This window comes from Methanolobus sp. (genome assembly GCF_016278365.1).
Lineage (GTDB): Archaea > Halobacteriota > Methanosarcinia > Methanosarcinales > Methanosarcinaceae > Methanolobus.
In genome coordinates this window covers 308,273-330,057 of record NZ_JADQBZ010000002.1, presented here as the reverse complement: position 1 = coordinate 330,057, position 21,785 = coordinate 308,273, and the positions used below count along the sequence as shown (strand labels likewise).

Here is a 21,785-nt window from a genome sequence, read left to right as displayed (position 1 = left end):
CAAGTAGGTAATGGGATACTTACCCCCCTAGAATTGAGGAGTAGTTGTATGGTAAACTCAAAGTCAGTATCAAAGCCCACAACCGTTGAAGACGTGTTGAAGATCGTAGAAGAGCGTGATGTGAAGTTCATAAGGACCCAGTTCACTGATATACTTGGTATGGTCAAGAGCTGGGCTATCCCTGCAACAGACCTTGAGGATGTCTTCAAGAACGGTGTGATGTTCGATGGTTCATCCATTGAAGGTTTCACAAGGATCGAAGAGTCCGACATGGTGCTCATGCCAGATCCATCCACATTCAGGATCCTTCCATGGAGGCCAAAGGAAGGAGCAGTTGCACGTATAATCGGTGATGTCAAGAGACCTAACGGCAAGGCTTTCGAAGGAGACCCAAGGTTCATCCTGAAGAGAGCTATCGCAGAAGCTGACAAAATGGGTTATACAATGAACGTCGGCCCTGAGCTTGAGTTCTTCCTGTTTAAGCTGGATGCTGATGGTAAGCCAACTACACAGCTCACAGACAACGGAGGATACTTCGACTTCGCACCCCTTGACCTTGCACAGGATGTCAGAAGAGCTATAGACTTTGCACTCGTGGACATGGGTTTCAGGATCGAAGCATCCCACCACGAAGTAGCGCCATCACAGCATGAGATCAACTTCAGGTTCGGAGATGTACTTTCCACGGCTGACAGTGTTGTCACTTTCAAGTATGTCGTTAAGTCTGTCGCCTACCACCATGGCTACTATGCATCCTTTATGCCAAAGCCCCTGTACGGTGTGAACGGATCAGGCATGCATTCAAACCAGTCACTTATGAAGGATGGTAAGAACGCATTCTATGACCCGGAAACAAGCGATGGTCTCTCACAAACTGCCAGGTATTACATCGGCGGTCTGCTTAAGCACATAAGAGAATTTGCAGCTGTCACAAACTCCACGGTTAACTCGTACAAGAGACTTGTACCGGGATATGAAGCACCTATCTATGCAGCATGGTCCGCATCCAACAGGAGCGCACTGATCAGAATACCTGCAACAAGAGGCGCAGGTACAAGAGTAGAGCTCAGGTGCCCGGACCCGGCATGTAACCCATACCTGGCCTTTGCATCAATGTTGCACTCCGGTCTTGACGGTGTAAAGAACCAGATAGAGCCGCCTGAGGCAACGAATGTTAACATCTTCAAGCTCAGTGAAGAAGAAAAGGTAAGTAGGGGTATAGAATCTCTGCCAGGCAACCTTAAGGAAGCACTTGATCTCATGAAGGAAAGCGATTTCATGAAGAACGTTCTTGGAGAACACACCTTCAACAGCTTCCTCAAGGCAAAGAATGCCGAGTGGAACGATTACAAGACAATTGTCCACCCATGGGAGATCGAGAACTACCTGAGTATATTGTAAATCGGGTAAGGGTTAGCTCCCTTATCCAATTAATTTAAATGTATCAGAGGCAGCATTTGTTTTACTTGCTGCCCTGCTTTGTATTGATATTTGTGCAGACAGGTTCCTATCCTTCTACCGGCCGTTGCATGGTTTGGCCTGGCGTGAAGTTGATATGCGGAACCTCAAAACATAGTCCTAGTGATAAACATGTGCGGAATAATAGGTGTCATCGATCGGACCAGGGCCAGAATGGACGGCTCCAGTATAAAGAAGGCCCTGAGTCTGATGAACGAAAGAGGAAGTGGAGAAGGAGCAGGGTATGTAGCTTACGGCATATACCCCGATTATCCGGATTGTTATGCTATTCATGTGTTTTTCGACAACCTTGTAGAACCTAAATCGAAGGTAGATGAGGTGCTTCAAAAGTGGGGAAGGATAGTCCATCAGGAAGAGATCCCGACTTACGAGCAGCCCTGCCTGAAGAGAGAGCATATCCCCTGGAGATATTTCTATAAACCATATACCGAGTTCATAGTAGGCAGCAATAATCCTGCTGAAGATATCATCAAGCATCTTGTGATGACAGTGAACTCTACAATCCCGGGATCTCTGATCTTCTCTTCTGGAATAAATCTGGGAGTCTTCAAGGCATCAGGCTGGCCGGAGGATGTTGCGAACTTTTACAGGATCGAAGATTATAAGGGTTATATATGGCTTGCACACAACCGTTACCCAACGAATACCTCCGGCTGGTGGGGCGGTGCGCACCCGTTCAACCTGCTTGACTGGGCCGTAGTACACAATGGTGAGATTACATCCTATGGTACCAACAGGAGTTATGTTGAAAGCAACGGTTACAAGTGTACAATGTCTACTGACACGGAAGTAGTAGCCTACTTATTCGATCTTCTGGGCAGGCGGCACGGTCTTCCCTCCGAGATGATCGTTGAAGCCCTGGCACCTTCCTTCTGGGATGAGATCGATATCCTGCCGGAAAAAGAGCAGAAGCTGAAGCGTACACTGCGCCTGACATATGGCCCGGCTCTCATGAACGGGCCCTTTGCCATCGTGGTTGCAACAAGCAATGGGATTGTAGGGTTCACCGACCGGATAAAGCTTCGCCCACTTGTTGTGGGAGAAAATGACTCGCGCCTGTATATATCCAGCGAGGAGGCAGCTATCCGTGTAATGGACCCCGACGTGAAGACCATCTATATGCCAAGAGCAGGCGAGCCCGTTGTTGGGAGGTTTTCACAATGAGCCTTGGTAGTGTTCCTCTAAAGTATAAGATTAGTATTGACCGTGACCAGTGCATGAAGTGCATGCGTTGTGTCGATAACTGTTCCTATGGTGTTTACAGGATCGAGGATGACCGGATCCTGATTGACTCCCGCAGGTGTACAGCATGCCATCGTTGCATTTCAATGTGCCCGAGGGATGCCATCTCACTGCAGGAGAAGCCGGTGGATTACCGCAGTCATCCCCTATGGACAGCGCAGGCCCGTGAGGATATTATTAACCAGGCACGCACCGGGAAGATCATCCTGGCGGGAATGGGCAATGCAATGGATTATCCCATTATCTTTGACAGGCTGGTGCTTGATGCATGCCAGGTCACAAACCCAAGCATTGATCCGCTAAGAGAGCCCATGGAGTTGCGCACCTATCTTGGAAAGAAGCCTGCAAAGCTCGAGTTCACAAAGAGTGACAAGGGTGACATAGAACTTAAGACAGAGTTGGCTCCCAACCTCAAACTCGATACACCTATCATGATAGGTCACATGAGTTACGGTGCTATCAGCCTGAATGCCCAGCTCAGCTTGGCCAAGGCTGTTGCAAAGACCGGGACTTTCATGGGTACCGGTGAGGGTGGTATGCATGAGTCGCTCTATCCTTATCAGAACAATATGATCGTTCAGGTCGCATCCGGGCGTTTTGGTGTGGATATCAATTACCTGGAACGTGGTGCAGCTATTGAGATCAAGATCGGGCAGGGAGCAAAGCCAGGCATTGGCGGCCACCTTCCCGGGGAAAAAGTGTGTTCAGATGTCTCATGTACCCGTATGATACCTCTGGGTTCGGATGCTATAAGCCCCGCCCCTCATCATGATATTTACAGTATTGAAGACCTTGCACAGCTTGTGCGCAGTCTCAAGGAAGCCACGGAATGGAAGAAACCTATCTTTGTCAAGATAGCTGCTGTCCACAATGTGGCAGCTATTGCGGCAGGCATTGCCAGATCCTCTGCAGATGCCGTTGTAATTGACGGTTTCCGCGGCGGTACGGGCGCAGCCCCGAAGGTATTCAGGGACAACGTCGGTATCCCGATAGAAGCTGCAATTGCAGCTGTGGACCAGAAACTGAATGACCAGGGCATCAGGAATGAAGTATCGGTCATAGCCAGCGGAGGTATACGCAGCAGTGCGGACCTCGCAAAATCCATAGCACTTGGAGCAGACGCAGTTTACATCGGTACTGCTTCGCTCATAGCCCTGGGATGCAGGGTGTGCGGTAATTGCTACCGTGGACTCTGCCCCTGGGGTATCGCCACACAGCAACCTGATCTTGTGAACCGTATCGACACGGATGTCGGCTCGCAGCACGTTGCAAATCTTATCCATTCATGGACTCTTGAACTGAGCGAACTTATGGGCGCTGCCGGGATCAACAGTATTGAGAGCCTGCGTGGAAACCGTGAGAAGTTACGTGGTTATATGCTGGATGAAAGCATGCTCAAGGTTCTGAATGTAGACCCTGTGGGGGCCTGATAACGTGGAAACAATGACTATTGACGCAAATGGGATGCACTACACACCGCTTAACAAGATGATACGACAGGCAGTGGCATCAGGCGTAAGAGAGATAGTGATCAACAATGTGCTCGGCCAGCGCTTCATAGCGAACGGACTCCGGAGCAATGTCCGGATAACTATCAACGGTGTGCCCGGAGGTGACCTTGGGATGTTCATGAGCGGTCCGGAGTGTATTGTACGCGGCGATAGTGAGCATGCGCCCGGGAACACGATGGACAACGGTACCATTGTCATCCACGGCAGTGCAGGTGACGCGGTAGCGCACAGTATGCGTGGAGGCAGGGTGTTCGTCAGAGGCGATATCGGCTACCGGGGTGGCATTCACATGAAAGAATATGACCAGAAGCGCCCTGTGCTAGCTGTTGGCGGTACAACCCATGCCTTCCTGGGAGAATACATGGCCGGCGGAATCATAATTGTTCTTGGAATGGGACATGAAGTTGCCGTAAAAGACCGGGGTATCGGAAGCGGTATCCATGGCGGAGAGATTATCCTCCGCGGAGATATCCAGGACCGGCTGCTTGGTGTCGGAGCCCGGAAGGTCACTTTCACAGATGGTGACCTGAAGCGCTTGTCTCCCTTGATAACAGAGTTCTGTGAACGCATCGAGGTTGATCCCGCTCCATTCCTGGATACAAATTACACCCGCATAATACCTGCAAGCAGCAGACCTTTTGCAGGCAAATATACATGGGAGTGATCACATGGCAGGTAAAAATTATCTTGACTTAAAGGCAGATGTATGGGATACTGGCAAGTGCGCCTCATGCGGCGCCTGCGTTGCCGTATGCCCTGCTGATGCCATATTCTTTAAAACCGGTATAGAATCGGCACATCCGCTTAATAGCGGTTACTGCAAAGAAGTTAACGACGGTGTGCCATGCGGTGCATGCTATGAGGTATGCCCCAGGCTTCATACGTGCAAACCTGAATTAATTGGTACTTATATAGACATAGTTTCTGCAAAAGCAGAATTCGGCATCCCAAAAAAGCAAAGTGGCGGCGCGGTAACGGCTATACTTGCAAATGCGCTGGAACAGGGCATGATAGATGCAGTGGTGACAGTCGTTGAAGACCCATGGACCCTGCGGCCGTCATCAGCCGTGATAACATCCGGTGAAGCCCTTATACATCACGCGGGAAGTCGCTATAACTGGTGGGTGCCCCTTGTAGCATCCCTGAAAGAGGCCATTATCAACCGCAAATTCACCAACGTAGCGGTTGTCGGGGTCCCATGTGTCGTGGAAGCGATCCATCAGATGCGTGAGAGCGACCTCGACCTGTTGAGGCCTTTCAGGAAATACATCCGTCTGGTCGTGGGCCTGTTCTGTACAGAGACCTTCGACTATGAAAAACTCGTGCAGGACAAGCTCATTGCACAAAAGAATCTCGATCCTCTGGATATCACTCGTTTCGATGTGAAAGGCAAGCTGGAAATAACACTGAAGGACGGCTCGCTAACAGTCCTCTCCCTCAATGAAGTGGAAGACTGTGTGCGTCCTGGCTGTAAAATATGTACAGACCTCACTGCTCTCCATTCAGATATTTCCGCAGGCTCCATCGGAAGTCCTCAGGGCTACACAACCCTGATAATTCGAAACCCCACAGGCAGGCAGTTCGTCACCAGTGCGATAGGGAACGGCAAACTGTCTCTGGAAAAGGGCGTAAACCTGGAATCCATCAATAAGCTTTCCACAAAGAAAATGGAGAGGATGCCAGAGGAGTGTTGAAATAGGACATTGGTTTAAACGGGCACGGTACCCAACACTTCCTCTATTCTAACTAACCATGCAAAGGGTATCCGTGTCCGGTATTTTAAGTCTACACAGCTATCTGGACCAAGAGCTACATCAGGCCTGCAGTCATATTCGTTGTGAAGAAGATTGTTCTAATGTCACATACAAATGCTGTAACAATTAAGAACTATCTAAACCTTACTCGATATCATTATCTTATATTATTGTTTTGCACTCATCGATGACTTCAGTGTACCCAATCCTTTCCTGTAATTCAGGGTATTGATCCCATTGCCCCGGTCGTTGAGGATAATAGAATACACACTGTATCCCAGTTTCTCATAAAATCGCATAGCTGCCAGGTTGCCGGACCATGTGCACAGGTATACTCTGCTGACGCCCTTTTCAACGAGCATTTCTTCGAGTCTTCCATGCAATACTCCTGCCAACCCATGCTTGCGATAGGAAGGATGTGTGGCCAGAAAATTAATATAGGCATCATCTTCATGCTGCCATTTACAGGTGAACCCTACCATTGCAATAAGGCCCTGCAGCAGATCGGATTCCTCCGGCTCTGTGAGATGTGCAATCATATAGTTGGCATCGGATCTTGCAAGGGACGCCTTTATTCTTTCGGGGATTCCGCCGTCACCCCTCTGGCTGAGAGGGGGATAAAAATCCCCATCAACAAGTTCAATAAAACGCAAGACATTTTGAAAGTCTTCATGCCTTGCTTCCCTGATGACAAGATCCGGCTGCATTCTTTAAACAGTGTTCAGGTATCTTTCTATCTCCCATTCATGCACCTGTATGCGGTACGCGTCCCACTCAGCCCTTGCAAGCCTGAGGATGTTGCCATGCACATGTGCCCCGAGTTTCTCTCTGAGGAATGCATCTTTTTCCAGGTAGTCCGCACTCTCATTGAGGGTGCCTGGCAAGGTCTCAATATCTTTTTCCCTGAGCTGTTCCTTTGTCAGGTCGAATATATTATAGTCCACTATCTGTGCCGGCATTTTCTTGTTCCTGATACCTTCAAGTCCGGCAGCAAGTATTGCTGCAAAGGTGAGATATGGGTTACAGGATGGGTCCGGGCTCCTGAGCTCTGTCCTTGTGCTGTTGCCACGGGGTGTGGGTATACGGATAAGAGAGCTACGGTTTGCACCTGACCATGTAATGTATACGGGAGCCTCATAACCCGGCACTATCCTCTTGTATGAGTTGACAAGTGGGTTTGCGATACAGGAGATTGCCTTGATGTGATCCATTACACCCGCTATGAAGTATCTGGCAATATCGCTGATCTGCATATCCTTGTCAGGGTCATAGAAAGCATTCTTTCCATCTTTTGAAAGTGACAGGTTAACATGCATGCCGGAGCCACTCTCGTTAGCTTTTGGTTTTGGCATAAAGGTGGCATGCAGTCCGTGGATCTTAGCAATGGTCCTGGTAACATATTTGAATGTCACCACATTGTCGGCAGTTGTCAGTGCATCGTCGTACTTAAAGTCTATTTCGTGCTGCCCACATGCACATTCATGGTGCGAGGCTTCGATATCAAAGTCAAGGTCTGTGAGGGTAAGCACTATCTCTCTTCTGATGTCCTCTGCAAGGTCGGTAGGGGCAAACTCAAAGTAACGTCCGTAGTCGTTGGGAATTGTGGTGGCTCTGCCATTCTCCTTGGCGAACAGGAAAAATTCAAGTTCCGGACCTACATTGAGCTGGAATCCCATTTCTTCTGCTTCCTTCATCATTTTCCGGAGGACAAAGCGCGGGTCAGCCTCAAAGGGCCTGCCATCGGGAAGATGTACATCGCATATCATTCTTGCAACGACACCTTTGTCCCTGCCCCATGGGAGGATTGCGAAGGTCCTGGTATCCGGTCTAAGTACCATGTCCGATTCATCGATCCTTACCATCCCTTCGATAGAGGAGCCGTCAAAGGAAATCCCTGAAGTCAATGCTTTCTCTATCTGTGTAACAGGAATCTCGACATCTTTTACTGTCCCCTGGATATCTGTGAATTGCAATCGTATGAACTTCACATTATGCGTTTCAATGGCCTTAATAACATCGTCTTTGTTGTTGATTTTCATTCAATCGCCTGTGTTGTACTTCCTCTTGTTCCTAAACAGTCCATGCAAAAACTGCGCTTGAATATTATAAAAAGGTAGAGTTATACCTTGCTGTTAAAATAAATTTGAATATCTCCAATTTGCCTTTACTTTTTTATTTATTATAATAAGTATAGAACTTATTATCTAATGTAACAAGCAATACTTATATTTGTTAGGGTATCTTTTATTCATAATTATTCATAATTTTAGAGTAGAAAACATGAAACTTTCTTATAAAATAATAGTTGGCTTTGTTCTGGTATTTGTCGTGTCTGCCGGAGTGTTGTCTTTTTGGTGGGCAGGCCAGAAACAAGCGATGTATGAAGATAGCTTTCACAGCAGTTATGACTATGATGTCACGCTCACTACGAATTCAAATCTGAGCAACGTAACTCTTTACATCCCGATCCCTGTTATGGATAACGCGTCTTCAGTTGGACAGGACATTGTAGAGAATAACTTCAATAGCGATGATCCTTCATGGGAATACGCTCTTGTGGATACTGAACACGGGCTTATGCTTTCCATGAAGACTGAGAAGATTGTCCCAAAATTCCGTCCTCTCCCAATGCCTATATCCGATGAAAGCGACCCGCCCCGGGAAATGGAACCTGTGATATCTGATGGGTATTCTGAGGAAACACCTGTTCAGGATCATATCTCCTTTGCAACAATGGTACCTGCTGACCATATCATCGACACAAAGAATCCTCTTGGCCGGGAAATGGTCCTTCTTCCAAAATATGACCTCAACAGCTCGCAGAATATCCACAACTATGAAAGCCGCATGTATGTGCAGTACGAGGCTTCCCCTGATGCACGGGTAGAGATATCTGTCAGCATGACCGGATACAATGAGTGGTGGATTCTGGGCTGGCAATGGAACAGCTACAGTGAATGGATGAATGTCCTGTTGTCAGGGTCCCAGGACGGCTGGATCACTGTAAATGGCAGGCTTGTTACCGGAGATGGAGTATATAAGGAATAATTAAGGTTTGCTGTTTTAAGTTATGGACAATAGGTGCAGGCAGAATGTACTCTGCTGCCTGTGTCATCTTATCTGATCATCCTTAGATTAACTGAAGATTGCTTTTGTTTTGTTGATCAGACCGGGTAACAATCCATTATTTTCTTTATCCCTGGCTTCATTTCCCAGGCGCCCGCCTTCCGGTTCCCCGCCGTTAAAGTTTCCTTTCATACTGTCATTGTTTCTCCTCAGAATGAGTCGATGTGTAGTGAGGCAGGGCCAGGGGCCCCATCTCTCCAGCTGGTAGTACACATATTGTTGGTCTTAAATTACGCTGTCATTCCCTCCCTGTTCCCGCGGTGTCCCGGGAATGCTCCTCTTTCATTTGCAGGGGAAGGGCATGCTTCCCTGATGCTGTCCATTATTGCGGACATGCTTTCTTTGATCTCCTGAAGATCTTCCAGTGTCAGATCTTCGCTATTGAGTCTTGAATTGATGTCCTCAAGCTGGACAAGTATTGCTTCAACATCCTCGCTTGTGATGTTCTCAGAGTCGGTCTTTTCAGCATCAATATTTTCCAATATTTCAATCATCCTTTTCACTGATTCTTCAGTCCTTGCTTTTACGAACTCGATCTCTTCATCTTCTGTTTCGAACTCAGGCATTTCCATTCCATGACCCTGACCTCTTATGTTTCCCTGTCCCATCTTCATGGATTCGGACATGAGCTCTTTAAGTTCTTCCAGAGTTGTGGTAGAGTTTATCTTTTCGAGTAATATCTTAAGTTCGCTGATCTCCTCTTCAAGAGATTCTACAGTCACATTCTTACTGTCTGTCCCATCTATGTTCTCGAGCATCTTTTCTGCCATATCGATCCTTTTCTCGATAGATTCAACAGTTTTCTCCTGTAAGAATGCTATCTCTTCTTCTTCAGTCTCAAACTCCGGAATTTCCATAGCTGACCTTTCCATTGGTCCCCTTCCCTTGAATTTGCCTTCTGCAAAGTCTGCTATGTCTGTTGCATTCTGAACGCCGGTCTCATTGCTGATCGCACCTGAGGGTATTACACTTAATACCACAAGCATCAGAGAAAGACAGGCCAGTGCTTTCTTTCCGTGTAGTTTCATTTCACTTTTTTCCTCCTTTTAAGTTATATCTGCCAGATCCAGTCCCGTTCTCTTTCATTGCTGGTACGGCATTCCCAAAATTACCAGCCGAAAATATAAGCATACTTAACAAAAGAGTATTATTTGAGGATCTATCTATCAAAAAGGCGCTTTAATAAAGCTTTATTAGCTTTCAAAGCTTGTTCCGTGCTTTAAACACTATTTAAGCTTCTATTATTCCATATTAGATTACCAATGGTTACAGAAAAAGGAACAGCTGTTAGTCAGGAAGGGGGATAGATATGAAAATAACTCGTATCGGCTACGAGATAACCTTTGATATTAAATCCTCAGGTACCGGAAATATCTGCATTGTCAGAAAATAGCAGGCAAAAATGAGTTATAGTCATTGACTCAACAAATGACACTTTTTATTTGTGGATTGAATGTTTCTATCCATTTTTTTGCAAACGATAATGAGTTCTCCACTTTCATGAATTCACTTTCGATGATGTTTCTTAAATGTTCTTTTGATCTGATAAATTTGGCTGATACTTCTCTTTTGATTGTTTTCCATACAAATTCTACTGGATTCAGATCTGGTGAATAAGGTGGTAGGAACACAAGTGTTATTTTTAAATCTCTCGCTTTACTTATCGTTTTCTTTGCATGGTGTGATCTTGCATTATCCAGAACAAGAATTATTCTTTTCCCTGGGTTTTGCTCTACAATTTTTTCCAGGAATTCACACACATCTTCTGTTTTTGAACTTTCCATAAAATCAATGAGATTGTTACCGTTAATTGAATAAAACGCAAATGCATTTGCTTTGATATAGTCTGTATTTTTTATTATCACAGGTCTTTTAAATGACCATAAACGTTGCGTATTTGCTTTTGTTTGTGGTGAAGATTCATCCAGGAAACCTATGATATACTGCTCATCTTGACCAATATCTTTTGGAATTGCTTCGGTTAGTTTTTTTTAAGATCTCTTCAGCATTCTCAGGTTTTCTGTAGTCAAAAGGGTAAGGTTTTGAGTGATACATGTTAAAATTGCGGAGTATAACTCCTACTTGTTTCTCGGAATATTCTACGCTATATTTTTCCTTTATCAAATCCCATACTTCTCTTGTAGTCCAGTAATCCTTGTTTTTTAACAATAATCTTAATTCTTTCATCTGTTCATCAGTAAGTTTGGACTTCCTTCCTCCGCCAAAATGTGGTATTAAGGCGGCATAGCCGCCTTTACTCCAATGCTCTTGCCAGTAATATCCTGTTTTCTTAGTTACTCCAACTTTAGTAGCAGCTTCTTCAACAGAATCTCCCAAATATCTAAATTTCACAAAATAGAGCCTTTTCAACACTCTTGAATTGCTCTCGTGTGTGATCAAATCATTAATCTCGTCGAGAGTTACCTTTCGGTCAATCAGAATTTGTTCTTTCCCCGCCATAAGGCAATATAAGTGCTAACGTGTAATAAGTTGTGTTGAAGACTATAAATGAGTTTTCTTAGCAAATTGAAATCCTTATAGGCACTTTTTCTCATCTAGGAAATGCCTTAAAGGATTGATGCGCCCATAACCCTTCTGTAGGGCTCTGTATCGTGCAATTGCAATCCCATTTTTGCTATACTATTAAGTATGTTTATATTCAACAGAGACTTTCATAAAGCACATGAACTTTCGACCTGGTAATGGACTACAGGAAGTAAAAAATGATTAACATGGTAAGATGTGATTTTAAATGAGAAGGGCACCGATCATATTTCTGATGATCCTTATATCCATGGTCATCATATCGGCCTTTACCGGCCCGGACAACATCAGCTCACCGGGAGACAAAAGAGAAAGCCCCATGTCCTTCCCAGAGCATCCTCCAGGTGCTAAACACTTTGATGACCAGTTTCAGGGTATGTTCTTTGAGCAGGATACACAACTGAATACCGATGATCGGGCAATGCTTGAAGATATCATTCTTAAGTCAGAGAGAATGTCCCGGCGTCTTGCAGACAGCATTGACAGATTAAAGCAGGAAGGTGAAGATGTTGGGAACATGGAAGTTCTACTTGATGAATACACTCTGCTTGTAGGGGATGCCAGGATGTACATGGAAATGTCATCAAACACATCATCAGCTACAGCCCATGTGAATGACTCTGAAGCCAGTACCCGTACATGTACGAGTGACGAAGAATGCCTGATCAGCTCAAGGGAAAGCCTCATTGAGGCAAACCAGCGGCTTAAAAGCATATTCGACGAGTTGAGTCCCTATCTTGCTCTCCATGCAGGAATACCGGAAAGTGCCAGTCTGGTTGCACAGGGTAATGGTACTGTTGTTCTTTTAGGTGATCTGGATATCGACCTTTCTCTCTCCGGCGGAAAAATCTCTTACGTGGATTTTGAGAATGATGTATCTGTCAGACTGGAAAATAATGTGATACCTGAAGTCTCAACGACTGAGTTGAAGCATAAGGCCATATCATATGATAATGTGACTGGTAATATACAGATATCAGGTTCAGGACTTATGGTAGAGGTCATAGGGGAAGATATCTCCCTTGTCGCCACTGGGAAAGGCAGAGCCGAGCTTTTCGGGGATGGCATCTATTATCTTGAGAATGGCAACGTTCCTGCAAAAAGGCAGTTATGGAAACCCTCCCTTTTTGAGAATACTTGATATAGCAAAAAGCAATTGTTGATGTGAATGAAATTCATATTGTACATAAGCTGCGTTGCTGTATTGTTATTAATGCCGGGGCTTTGCATGGCTTCCGGAGTTGCCACAGTACACGGTGTTGCTTATGAATGGAGTACGTTCGAACCTCTTGACAATACACTGGTCGAGGTGAACTCTACTCCTGTACAGTCGATGGTGGCAAAATCCGGTGTTTACTCTTTTGACCTTCCAAGCGGCACCTACCTGATAAAAGCAAAATATTACCAGAACGATGCATTGACGCATTATGGGGAAGAGGTGATCACTGTTTCCGATGAAGGCAGCTATGTCGTGGACATGCTCTTACTTCCCTCTTATACGAACACAGGGCTTGATGCTGTTGTGCTTAGCCCGGAGAATACCGGCCAGGATACAGCAGTTTTATCTTCTGGAGATAGCAGTGGAATTCTAATAGGGGCATCATTATCACTTATTTTAGTCCTGTTGATTCTGTTCTACCAAGTGCGCTATAAGAGCGAACGTTCACCGGCTGTTTCTCATACCAGGGTAACAAACTCTCTTACTGCTGACCCGTTTTTACTGGAGCCTGATGTTTTTGAGCCTGTTAAGACCGAATATCCTACTGCTCCACTTATCAAAGCTGATCATGAGATTCCTGAGACACAGCTACAAATTGTATATTCTCAGGAGGAAGATGGGGTAAGTGATATGGCTCCAGGGCATATCCTCATCCCGGAGTTAAATCTTTCAGATGGAAAGGCCATTGAACTATCTTTTGAGCCTGTCCCTGCAGACCTGCAGGAAATACTGGATATCCTCAGGTCCCAAGGTGGAAGGATCACACAAAAAGACATGCGAAAGCGCTTGAGATACTCTGAAGGCAAAGTAAGTCTCATGCTCCTTGACCTCGAAAAAAGAGGAAAGATCCAGAAATTCAAAAAGGGAAGGGGTAACATCCTGTTTCTTGTAGAAGGTGAGAGCTGATCTTCATTTTTCACCCTGCTTTCTATCAGGCTCTAATTAACTGGTAATATTTCTCCACTCCGTATAAAGGAGTATTGTCTTCTTTTTGGCGGATATCTTTCTTTATCTGCCTATGATAAGTATATGCGCTCCATATAAAGAGTTTAATCTCCAAAAATCTCCTTATAAAGCTTTATTCATGGAAAATAGTTCCATTTTGTCTTTTATTTGTAAGTATGCTTTTATTTAAATTGGCTAATTCAGGCATTGTCAGCAAGATAACTGCTGACGAGTATCGCCCACCCCCGCGAGGTGGCACTCATGGTTGCCAATGACAACTTCTGGCGTGCCACCTAGCAACCACCACGTACCACCATATATGACAACCAATCTCTCGTTCGGAGGCCTCTTTATGTAGATGGGTGCCTCCTGCGAGTCAGGAAGCATTTCATGAAAGACACATTTAAGCAGTTCATTCAATTCCGTACTCAGGCAATTAGCGCCAATGATACTTACGTGACCCCGGCTCTTATCCGGAAGCTGACTCCTGAGCAACTCGATCGCCTGTCGAATATTTCTCCCCCCGGGAGCGCAGAACTGGTTTTCACTGGTAATAGCGATGGAGCTACAGATCTTGAAAATTGAATCTATCCGGTCAGATGATCAGTCATTACAGAATGATTACAGTGTACCTCTCTTGAATCTGCGTGATGTCTGGAAGACATACCAGATGGGTGAGATCACCTTTGATGCTCTTAAAGAGGTCAATCTTACAATAAATAAAGGTGAATTCGTTGTGATACTGGGACCCAGCGGTAGCGGGAAAAGCACGATGATGAACCTCATAGGCTGCCTTGACATTCCCAGCAGGGGTATCGTGGAACTGAATAACAAAGACATCTCAAAGCTCGGGGAATCCGAACTTGCCCAGATAAGAGGCCAGATGATAGGTTTCATTTTCCAGCAGTTCAACCTGATTCCCACGCTGAATACAATAGAGAACGTGATGCTCCCGCTGGAGTTCCAGGAGGCTGATTCCTCTTATGCCCGCAAGAGGGCAGGAGAATTGCTGGAAGTTGTCGGACTTTCAGATAAGAAGAAAAACCTGCCTTCGCAGCTGTCAGGCGGACAGAGGCAGAGGGTCGCAATAGCAAGGTCCCTTGCAGTCGATCCCCAAGTAATCCTTGCAGATGAACCTACAGGCAACCTTGACAGTAAGACTGGCAGTTACATCCTCGAGTTCCTGAGCAATCTGCACAGGAACGAAGGAAAGACCATCATCATCGTCACCCACGATCTCAAGCCGGTGCAATATGCCGACAGGGTGATACACATCAGGGATGGCATGGTCGAGAAAGTAGAAAAGATAGATAGAGAAGTAATGTGATGAAAATGAGAAAAGTTTTGATAATACTATTATTTTTAATCTTGTCCGTTAGTTCGGCGTCAGCAGCTATATCTAATAGTGCCAGTGGAGTAGACATCAATGTCATGAGCCAGAGCCCGAGTCCTGCAAGACCTGGCGAGGTCGTAGAACTTACACTGACTGTACAGAACGTGGGAAACAAGGATCTTACCAATGTGGTCATTGCAGTGAATCCGGAATATCCTTTTTCCCCGGCATCCGGGGAGTCACTTTCAAAGACCATATCCTATCTGAAAGCCCGTCAGGATGAAAATGATGCCACAGTAGTCAAATTCAAACTCAAAGTAGATGCGGACGCGGCAAAGAAGACTTATGATATTGACATATCCGTTAAAGACAGCGACAGTGAATCAGCTGTAACAACTACGGTTGCAGTTGATGTGCAGGGCAAGGAGTATGCACAGGTGGTTACTATCAGTAAGTCAAGTATTGATATTGCCACTGTGGAGCCTCTGGAGCTTATAATTACAAATACAGGTACTTCTCCTCTCAAGAATATGGCTGTCTCATGGGAGGATTCGACAGGTACGATCCTGCCGGTATATTCGGACAATACCAAGTACATAAGTTATCTCGGTGTGGGTGAGTCAGTAACTGTGGCTTATTCTGTTATGGCTGATGTGAATGCAGATCCTGGATTGTACCAGCTTGACATCACCCTGACATTTCAGGACTACGATTCCAATGAAAGCACTATCAAGACAAAAGCTGGCATGTTTGTAGGGGGCGGCACGGATTTCGATGTGACTTATTCTGAGGGCAGTGCAGGCGAGGTTTCTCTGTCACTTGCGAATGTAGGTAATAACCAGGCTTATTCTGTCAAGGTGTCCATACTTGAACAGGACAATTTCCAGGCAACAGGCAGCACTTCCACCATCGTTGGAAACCTTGAGAAAGGGGACTACACTATTACATCTTTCTCTGTAACCTCCACCAGCATGATGCAGGCGACAGCAACCGGCGAAAGGCCGGGACAGGCACAGGCAAGTTCCACTAACACGACAGAATCGCAGTCATTCAGTTCAAGGAATAACCTTCTGGTCCTGATAGAATACACGGATTCCACAGGCCAGCGATTATCTGTGGAGAAAAGTGTTCCTATAGACCTGTCTGCAACAGGTGCCACCTCTGCAGCAATGGGTCCCCGGGGAACGTCCCAGCAGACATCTGACAACAGCTACCTGATGTATGGCCTGGTACTGTTTGTCCTTACAGGTGGAGCTCTCTACTACAGGAAGAGGAAAACAGGTCAGTCCAATGAGGATATCCGTAAGGAACTATCAAACCACTTAAAGGGACTGAAGAGGAAGATCCTGAAGGAAGGGCAATGAGACGAAGGACATATCTTAAGCTTGCTACCAACATCCTGCTGCACAGCAAGATCAGAAGCTGGCTAACTATAATAGGCATTGTCATCGGGGTCGGTGCAGTCGTCACAATCATGTCTATAAGTGACAGCATGTCAGCAGATATGGAAAGCCGCCTTGCTGATATGGATTTGACGACTATTACCGTTACTCCGGGCTACACTCGGGCCTTCTCAGCCATGGGACCCCCGGGCGGCGGTGGTGGAGGTTCCTCGTCTTCCTCAGATGATGCGGAAATTACTGATAAGGATATGCGGGCTCTCAAATCTGTAGACAATATAAGTTACATGTACGGCAAGATATCCGGTAAGGAGGATGTGTACTACATGGGTGAATCCGCAGAACTATCCATCACAGGTGTCGATCCCCAGCTATGGCAGTATACCATCACATATGATGTTGAGTCCGGCAGGCTGCTGGAACCCGCAGATAATTACGTTGCGGTCATTGGTTACAGGATAGCCAACGAAATGTACGATACCCAGATAGGCCTTAACAGGGTCATAACTATCAACGGGAAATCCGTCAGGGTTGTAGGAATACTTGCATCAGGTGAGGATGACAATGCCGTGATAATGCCGATAGATGCTGCAGTAGAACTGATAGAGGATGGAGAGGTAGGTGTCTACGATTCTATTGTTATTCAGGTCAACGATGTAGAAAATGTCGAGGTAGTGGTCGCAGATGTTGAAGAGAAACTCATGATATCAAGGCATATCATGAATGAGAAGGACAGGGACTTCAGCGTAAGCGACTCCTTATCCATGGCTGAGTCTGCCAGTGAGATGATGTCATCCATGAGCCTTTTCCTGGGAGCCATAGCAGGTGTTTCCCTGATCGTAGGTTCGGTAGGTATTGCAAACACGATGTTCACTTCGGTAATGGAAAAGACACGGGAAATCGGTACTATGAAGGCTATTGGAGCCAGGAACAGGGACATCATGATGATATTCTTGGTCAACTCGGCACTGGTGGGATTTGTCGGTGGAGTGCTCGGTATCGTACTGAGTCTCGGGCTAACGTCCCTGCTACCGTCGTTGGGACTGACGATGATGAGATCATCCATGGGTTCCACCCTCTCCCCGGAACTGATGCTTCTGGGCATTTCCATCGCTGTCTTCATAGGCATAATTTCAGGCGTGGTGCCTGCATACAATGCCTCGAAGATGAGGCCGGTAGACGCATTGAGGTACGAATAAGAGAGTTTTGGCAGGTCGTTCAGGGAATACGCCGGATGGCTGAAAAGCTGGAATGCTAGCCTTCGGTCAATTCTATTTTTTGCTGCCATGTCGACCTGCAGGTTCTAAGTAATTTTAGCCTTCAATATCTTTTTATAATAGTTTCTCTTTAAACGATTTAGTTTCACGTGGAACTATCTTCAAAAGGTGTACTCCATGATAAAACCCGAGGTCATAGGCAAAAAGATAGGCTTCATCGCCTCACATAACCACCTCTATATCGAGAGGGTGCTTGAACCCTATAACTTGAAAGGGCCGATGTTTGCATTCCTGCTGACCCTTTCCCGCTGGGATGGATGCTCACAGGAAAGCCTTGCCAGGCATCTGAACCTGAGCAAAGCTACTGCAACAAGAGCTATCAGGGACCTTGAAGGCGAAGGGTATGTTTCCCGTACAAGGGACAGGGATGACCGCAGAATATACAGAGTATTCATTTCCGATAGGGGCAAACAACTCATTCCGGTGGTACATAAGACCCTGACCCAATGGAACGGTATCCTTCTGTCCGATTTTTCGGAAGATGAAAAAGAAATATTTGCCAGGCTGCTTGGCAAAGGCTTGGGCACCTTGCAGGAATTTGACAAAAGGTCTGATGCAAAACTAACAGAAGATTACCAGATATGATCTCAGGATATTTCTATGAACAGTAAAAGCGAATTTATGGGAACTCAAAATATAGACCGGTTGCTGTGGAAACTATCAGCCCCGGCTATCATCGGGCTGCTGGTCCACGCTTTCTATAACCTGGTGGATACATTTTTCGTTGGAAGAGCCCTGGGTGATCAAAGTGTATTGGGAATTGCGGGAATAGCGGTTGCCTTCCCACTGCAGATGATCATTATGGCATTTTCCATATGTATAGGCGTCGGAGGCTCTTCTGTTATATCAAGGATGTTGGGTTCAAGAGATGTCAAAAAGGCAGAGAATACTCTTGGAAATGTTTTTATGTACACCCTGGCTGTCAGCATTCTTCTGCCAATAGTGTTCTTTACAAATGTAGATGCCATCCTGAACCTGTTCGGTGCAACAACCGACAACCTGCCCTATGCCCGGGATTACTCTGTGTTCATACTTCAGGGCACGTTTGCTTTTACCTTCGGGTTCGTGCTGAACAATCTTGTCAGGGCGGAAGGCAACGCCAAGGTCGCAATGAATAGCATGGTGTTCTCCGGTCTTTTGAATATCGTGCTCGATGCTATATTCATATTCGGTTTCGGGATGGGTGTCCGTGGGGCTGCCATCGCCACCGTGCTTGCACAACTGGCAGGGACGGCATACCTGGTGCATTATTACCTTGTAGGCAGCAGTCACTTAAAAGTGAAATTGCATGATATGGTTCCCAGTTATCCGGTACTCAAAGAGATCACTGTCATAGGTTTCGGTTCTTTTGTTATGGGCGCCTCGAACGGTTTTATGATGCTTGTCCTGAACAACGTGCTTGCTGTCTACGGAGGAGACCTTTCGATAGCTGTATTTGGAATCGCGATCCGTATGATGATGCTCATTCTGATGCCTATCATAGGAGTATCTCACGGATTGCAGCCTATAGTCGGTTATAACTATGGTGCGCAGAACTTCACAAGGGTCAATGAATCAATAAAACTGTCACTGAAAATCACGACTGCTATAGGTTTCCTGGGTTTTGCCGTGCTGTTCATGTTTCCCGGCTCATTCTTCAGGATATTCAGCACGGATGCGACCCTGATAGCCAGCGGGGAAACAGCTTTGAGGATCATGGTCCTTGCAACTCCTATCATAGGAATGAACGTCATCAGCACGACGGTATTCCAGGCTATCGGGAAAGCAAGGCCGTCCTTTATTCTTTCAATGTGCCGTCAGATACTTTTCCTCATACCGTTGGTACTTCTTCTGCCGCGTTATTTTGACATTTCCGGTGTATGGATGGCGTTCCCTCTGTCCGACCTAATGGCAGGTCTTTTGAGCATGTTCCTCATAGTTAAGGAGTACCGCTATTTCCAGGGCAGGCCGGACCCTGTACTCACCTGACCCCCCTGTGATAATTCACGACAATTATTTATATTTTTGAATCCCTGCTTATCTATGGGAGGTTAACATATGCCGGAGAAATCCTGGTTCTTTGCATTAAAAGAAAAAGATCTGATCGATGCGAACATAGAGTTTGTCAGGGTAAAGGGTACTCCCATAATTATCTTTAGGAAAAATGAGCAGACCTATTCTCTCTATGGTAAGTGCGGCCATATGGGCTGCAGACTTTCCAAGGGCACATTTATTGATGAGCATATTCTGAAATGCGGCTGCCATGGATGGGAATATGATATAAGGACAGGTAAGCACCTCGGTAATAAAGACGCAAACCTTGAGACTTACGAGAGCAAAGTGGAAGATGGGGAAGTACTCGTTCTGCTTTGATACGATATGATGTCCCGGTGGAGGTATTAGATTTTGGTTCCATGGTTCTTTGCAACAAATGAAAATGATCTGGATGATGGTGAAATGAAAGCAGTATCAATGGAGGGTAATAAGATACTGCTGGTCAGACAGGCAGGTGGTTTCTATGCAATATCCAACAAATGCCCGCACATGGACTGCCCTCTATCTAAAGGAATTCTGGATGAATATGCGATACAGTGCCCGTGCCATGACTGGCGGTTCGACATAAGGAGCGGTGAATTTCTCGATGCCGGGGAGATAAAAGTCCCTGCGTATGAAACAAAAGTCACTGATGGCAAGGTTTACATTAATATGGAACGGTGAGGTCCAATGAAGAAAGTGGTAATGTACACTCTCAGTACCTGTCCCTGGTGCATGAGGGCCAAGAAATTCTTCAGGGAAAAAGATATTCCCTTTGAGTACATCGATTATGATAAGGCTGACGAGGAGACCCGCAAGTCTATTCTGGAGGATTGCAGGTCCCATGGGGAGGAGATGTCTTTCCCATTCGTCAAGATCGGTGAGGATGTGGTCGTCGGCTACAACCCTCAGAAATATTCCAGTTTGCTGGATTTGTGAGAGGGGAATCCATGGATACTAAGAAGCGTAAAGAGCAATTCAGGACAATGTTCCAGCGGGTTATCGACCCTCTGGGCTATAAGTTCAGTCCGGATGAGGAGCTCGTGGATTTCCTGCTGGAACAGGAAGTTATGCTGGAAAAGGAAAGAGGGAGTCCCTTCTGCCCCTGCCAGGGACTGACAGGTGAGCGGAAGCATGACATGCAACTGGTATGTCCGTGCATACCTTTTCACAGGGAGCATTTTGATGCAATGAAGCGCTGTTGGTGTGGGCTTTACGTCCATAAGGATGTAGACGACCCGGATGAACTTGTCCAGATATCAAAAAAGGAATTCGAAGAATCAAAGAGCAAAGGGTGAAATTGGCATAATTGCATCCTAATATGAGTAAAATAAGTAAGGTTAGAGGAGTGAGGTCAATGGTGGGGGAAGACAATGAGGTCATGCGTAATATAAAAGCGCGTAGGAGTGTCCGGGATTATCTTGACAAACCGGTTAGTGAAGAGTCAATAAACCATATAATCGATGCGGGGATATACGCTCCGACCGGTTTTGGTTCAGAGCCCTGGTTCTTTGTGGTCGTGCAGAACAAGGAAATGATGAAAAGGATGTCCGATTACTGCAAACCAAAGCTGCTAGCACAGCTTAAGGATATGCCTAACGATAATGTCACCGAGTTTAAAAAGCATCTGGAACATGAAGATTTCGACATCTTCTACGATGCTCCTATCCTTGTAATTGTGCTTGGCAGCAACGCCGGTTTTACCACAGACTACGACTGTGCCATGTGTGCCCAGAACATGATGCTTGCAGCAACCTCCATGGGTATCGGTAGCTGCTGGGTGGGTACTGCCTGTTTCATTCAGGATAATGTCGAGTTCATGAGCGAGCTGGGGATACCCTATGATTACCGGGTTATCGCGCCCATCGTTTTCGGATATGAAAAAGTGTCCCGGGAAAGACCCCCGAGGCAGGATCCCCGGGTAGTCTGGATTCACTGATCA

Annotated in this window: 24 protein-coding genes; 18 read left to right on the top strand and 6 right to left on the bottom strand. The window is 46.0% G+C overall.

What is annotated here, in order from left to right:
• The first annotated feature begins 48 nt into the window (after nucleotides 1-48).
• The 5 genes from glnA to QZZ22_RS01670 all read left to right on the top strand — a co-directional run bounded on the left by glnA (nucleotide 49) and on the right by QZZ22_RS01670 (nucleotide 5,926).
• Nucleotides 49-1,401: a type I glutamate--ammonia ligase gene (gene glnA, locus QZZ22_RS01690; protein WP_292462002.1), complete on the top strand. Its 1,353-nt coding sequence runs from the start codon at nucleotides 49-51 to the stop codon at nucleotides 1,399-1,401.
• Between the two features lie 189 nt (nucleotides 1,402-1,590).
• Nucleotides 1,591-2,643: a glutamine amidotransferase family protein gene (locus QZZ22_RS01685; protein ID WP_292462194.1), complete on the top strand. Its 1,053-nt coding sequence runs from the start codon at nucleotides 1,591-1,593 to the stop codon at nucleotides 2,641-2,643.
• The gene (locus tag QZZ22_RS01680) at nucleotides 2,640-4,151 is read left to right on the top strand and encodes a glutamate synthase-related protein (RefSeq protein WP_292462001.1); all 1,512 of its coding nucleotides are present in this window, start codon (nucleotides 2,640-2,642) and stop codon (nucleotides 4,149-4,151) included. Before QZZ22_RS01685 ends, QZZ22_RS01680 begins: the two co-directional genes overlap by 4 nt.
• 4 nt (nucleotides 4,152-4,155) lie before the next feature.
• Nucleotides 4,156-4,896 (top strand): hypothetical protein, encoded by a 741-nt coding sequence (locus QZZ22_RS01675; RefSeq protein WP_342765066.1) that lies wholly within the window; start codon nucleotides 4,156-4,158, stop codon nucleotides 4,894-4,896.
• Between the two features lie 4 nt (nucleotides 4,897-4,900).
• On the top strand, nucleotides 4,901-5,926 hold the full coding sequence (locus tag QZZ22_RS01670; RefSeq protein WP_292461999.1) for a Coenzyme F420 hydrogenase/dehydrogenase, beta subunit C-terminal domain: 1,026 nt from the start codon (nucleotides 4,901-4,903) through the stop codon (nucleotides 5,924-5,926).
• 227 nt (nucleotides 5,927-6,153) lie between these two features.
• Here QZZ22_RS01670 and QZZ22_RS01665 read toward each other — a convergent pair whose 3' ends face one another.
• A complete protein-coding gene (locus QZZ22_RS01665; RefSeq protein ID WP_292461997.1) occupies nucleotides 6,154-6,693 on the bottom strand; it encodes a GNAT family N-acetyltransferase in 540 nt (179 codons plus the stop codon).
• A 3-nt stretch (nucleotides 6,694-6,696) separates the two neighbouring features.
• Complete coding sequence (locus QZZ22_RS01660; RefSeq protein ID WP_292461996.1) at nucleotides 6,697-8,025, bottom strand: glutamine synthetase family protein; 1,329 nt, start codon at nucleotides 8,023-8,025, stop codon at nucleotides 6,697-6,699.
• A 241-nt stretch (nucleotides 8,026-8,266) separates the two neighbouring features.
• Between QZZ22_RS01660 and QZZ22_RS01655 the strand changes: the two genes are divergently transcribed.
• Complete coding sequence (locus tag QZZ22_RS01655) at nucleotides 8,267-9,034, top strand: hypothetical protein (RefSeq protein WP_292461994.1); 768 nt, start codon at nucleotides 8,267-8,269, stop codon at nucleotides 9,032-9,034.
• 87 nt (nucleotides 9,035-9,121) lie between these two features.
• On the opposite strand, the gene QZZ22_RS01650 is transcribed toward QZZ22_RS01655, so the two are convergent.
• The 3 genes from QZZ22_RS01650 to QZZ22_RS01640 form a co-directional block, all read right to left on the bottom strand.
• Nucleotides 9,122-9,244 carry a hypothetical protein gene (locus QZZ22_RS01650; protein WP_292461992.1) on the bottom strand — a complete coding sequence of 41 codons (123 nt, stop codon included), beginning with the start codon at nucleotides 9,242-9,244 and terminating at the stop codon, nucleotides 9,122-9,124.
• 98 nt (nucleotides 9,245-9,342) lie between these two features.
• Nucleotides 9,343-10,140, bottom strand: coding sequence for a hypothetical protein (locus QZZ22_RS01645; protein WP_292461990.1), 798 nt, complete (start codon nucleotides 10,138-10,140; stop codon nucleotides 9,343-9,345).
• Nucleotides 10,141-10,533: 393 nt separating this feature from the next.
• A protein-coding gene (locus QZZ22_RS01640; protein ID WP_292461987.1) for an IS630 family transposase occupies nucleotides 10,534-11,572 on the bottom strand; the annotation gives its coding sequence in 2 pieces (ribosomal slippage) (nucleotides 10,534-11,103 and nucleotides 11,105-11,572; 1,038 coding nt in all).
• Nucleotides 11,573-11,864: 292 nt separating this feature from the next.
• On the opposite strand from QZZ22_RS01640, the gene QZZ22_RS01635 reads away from it, so the two are divergent.
• Nucleotides 11,865-12,797, top strand: a complete 933-nt coding sequence (locus QZZ22_RS01635) for a hypothetical protein (protein ID WP_292461985.1) — start codon at nucleotides 11,865-11,867, stop codon at nucleotides 12,795-12,797.
• Between the two features lie 27 nt (nucleotides 12,798-12,824).
• Entirely contained in the window at nucleotides 12,825-13,781 is a 957-nt protein-coding gene (locus QZZ22_RS01630; RefSeq protein ID WP_292461983.1) for a hypothetical protein, read from the top strand.
• A 249-nt stretch (nucleotides 13,782-14,030) separates the two neighbouring features.
• Here the strand turns inward: QZZ22_RS01630 and QZZ22_RS01625 are convergent, their stop codons facing one another.
• Complete coding sequence (locus QZZ22_RS01625; RefSeq protein WP_292461981.1) at nucleotides 14,031-14,315, bottom strand: hypothetical protein; 285 nt, start codon at nucleotides 14,313-14,315, stop codon at nucleotides 14,031-14,033.
• Nucleotides 14,316-14,490: 175 nt separating this feature from the next.
• On the opposite strand from QZZ22_RS01625, the gene QZZ22_RS01620 reads away from it, so the two are divergent.
• The 10 genes from QZZ22_RS01620 (at nucleotide 14,491) to QZZ22_RS01575 (ending at nucleotide 21,782) form a co-directional block, all read left to right on the top strand.
• Nucleotides 14,491-15,147: an ABC transporter ATP-binding protein gene (locus QZZ22_RS01620; RefSeq protein ID WP_292462188.1), complete on the top strand. Its 657-nt coding sequence runs from the start codon at nucleotides 14,491-14,493 to the stop codon at nucleotides 15,145-15,147.
• Nucleotides 15,148-15,188: 41 nt separating this feature from the next.
• Complete coding sequence (locus QZZ22_RS01615) at nucleotides 15,189-16,517, top strand: COG1361 S-layer family protein (RefSeq protein WP_292461979.1); 1,329 nt, start codon at nucleotides 15,189-15,191, stop codon at nucleotides 16,515-16,517.
• Nucleotides 16,514-17,752, top strand: a complete 1,239-nt coding sequence (locus tag QZZ22_RS01610; protein WP_292461977.1) for an ABC transporter permease — start codon at nucleotides 16,514-16,516, stop codon at nucleotides 17,750-17,752. Before QZZ22_RS01615 ends, QZZ22_RS01610 begins: the two co-directional genes overlap by 4 nt.
• A gap of 195 nt (nucleotides 17,753-17,947) precedes the next feature.
• Nucleotides 17,948-18,415 carry a MarR family transcriptional regulator gene (locus QZZ22_RS01605; RefSeq protein WP_292461974.1) on the top strand — a complete coding sequence of 156 codons (468 nt, stop codon included), beginning with the start codon at nucleotides 17,948-17,950 and terminating at the stop codon, nucleotides 18,413-18,415.
• Nucleotides 18,416-18,430: 15 nt separating this feature from the next.
• The gene (locus QZZ22_RS01600) at nucleotides 18,431-19,798 is read left to right on the top strand and encodes an MATE family efflux transporter (RefSeq protein ID WP_292461972.1); all 1,368 of its coding nucleotides are present in this window, start codon (nucleotides 18,431-18,433) and stop codon (nucleotides 19,796-19,798) included.
• Nucleotides 19,799-19,867: 69 nt separating this feature from the next.
• Nucleotides 19,868-20,182, top strand: a complete 315-nt coding sequence (locus QZZ22_RS01595; RefSeq protein WP_292461969.1) for a Rieske (2Fe-2S) protein — start codon at nucleotides 19,868-19,870, stop codon at nucleotides 20,180-20,182.
• 33 nt (nucleotides 20,183-20,215) lie between these two features.
• Complete coding sequence (locus QZZ22_RS01590; RefSeq protein ID WP_292461966.1) at nucleotides 20,216-20,527, top strand: Rieske (2Fe-2S) protein; 312 nt, start codon at nucleotides 20,216-20,218, stop codon at nucleotides 20,525-20,527.
• Nucleotides 20,528-20,533: 6 nt separating this feature from the next.
• Nucleotides 20,534-20,782 (top strand): glutaredoxin family protein, encoded by a 249-nt coding sequence (locus QZZ22_RS01585; protein ID WP_292461964.1) that lies wholly within the window; start codon nucleotides 20,534-20,536, stop codon nucleotides 20,780-20,782.
• An 11-nt stretch (nucleotides 20,783-20,793) separates the two neighbouring features.
• Nucleotides 20,794-21,141, top strand: coding sequence for a ferredoxin-thioredoxin reductase catalytic domain-containing protein (locus QZZ22_RS01580; protein ID WP_292461961.1), 348 nt, complete (start codon nucleotides 20,794-20,796; stop codon nucleotides 21,139-21,141).
• A gap of 59 nt (nucleotides 21,142-21,200) precedes the next feature.
• The gene (locus QZZ22_RS01575; RefSeq protein ID WP_292461959.1) at nucleotides 21,201-21,782 is read left to right on the top strand and encodes a nitroreductase; all 582 of its coding nucleotides are present in this window, start codon (nucleotides 21,201-21,203) and stop codon (nucleotides 21,780-21,782) included.
• Nucleotides 21,783-21,785: the final 3 nt, after the last annotated feature.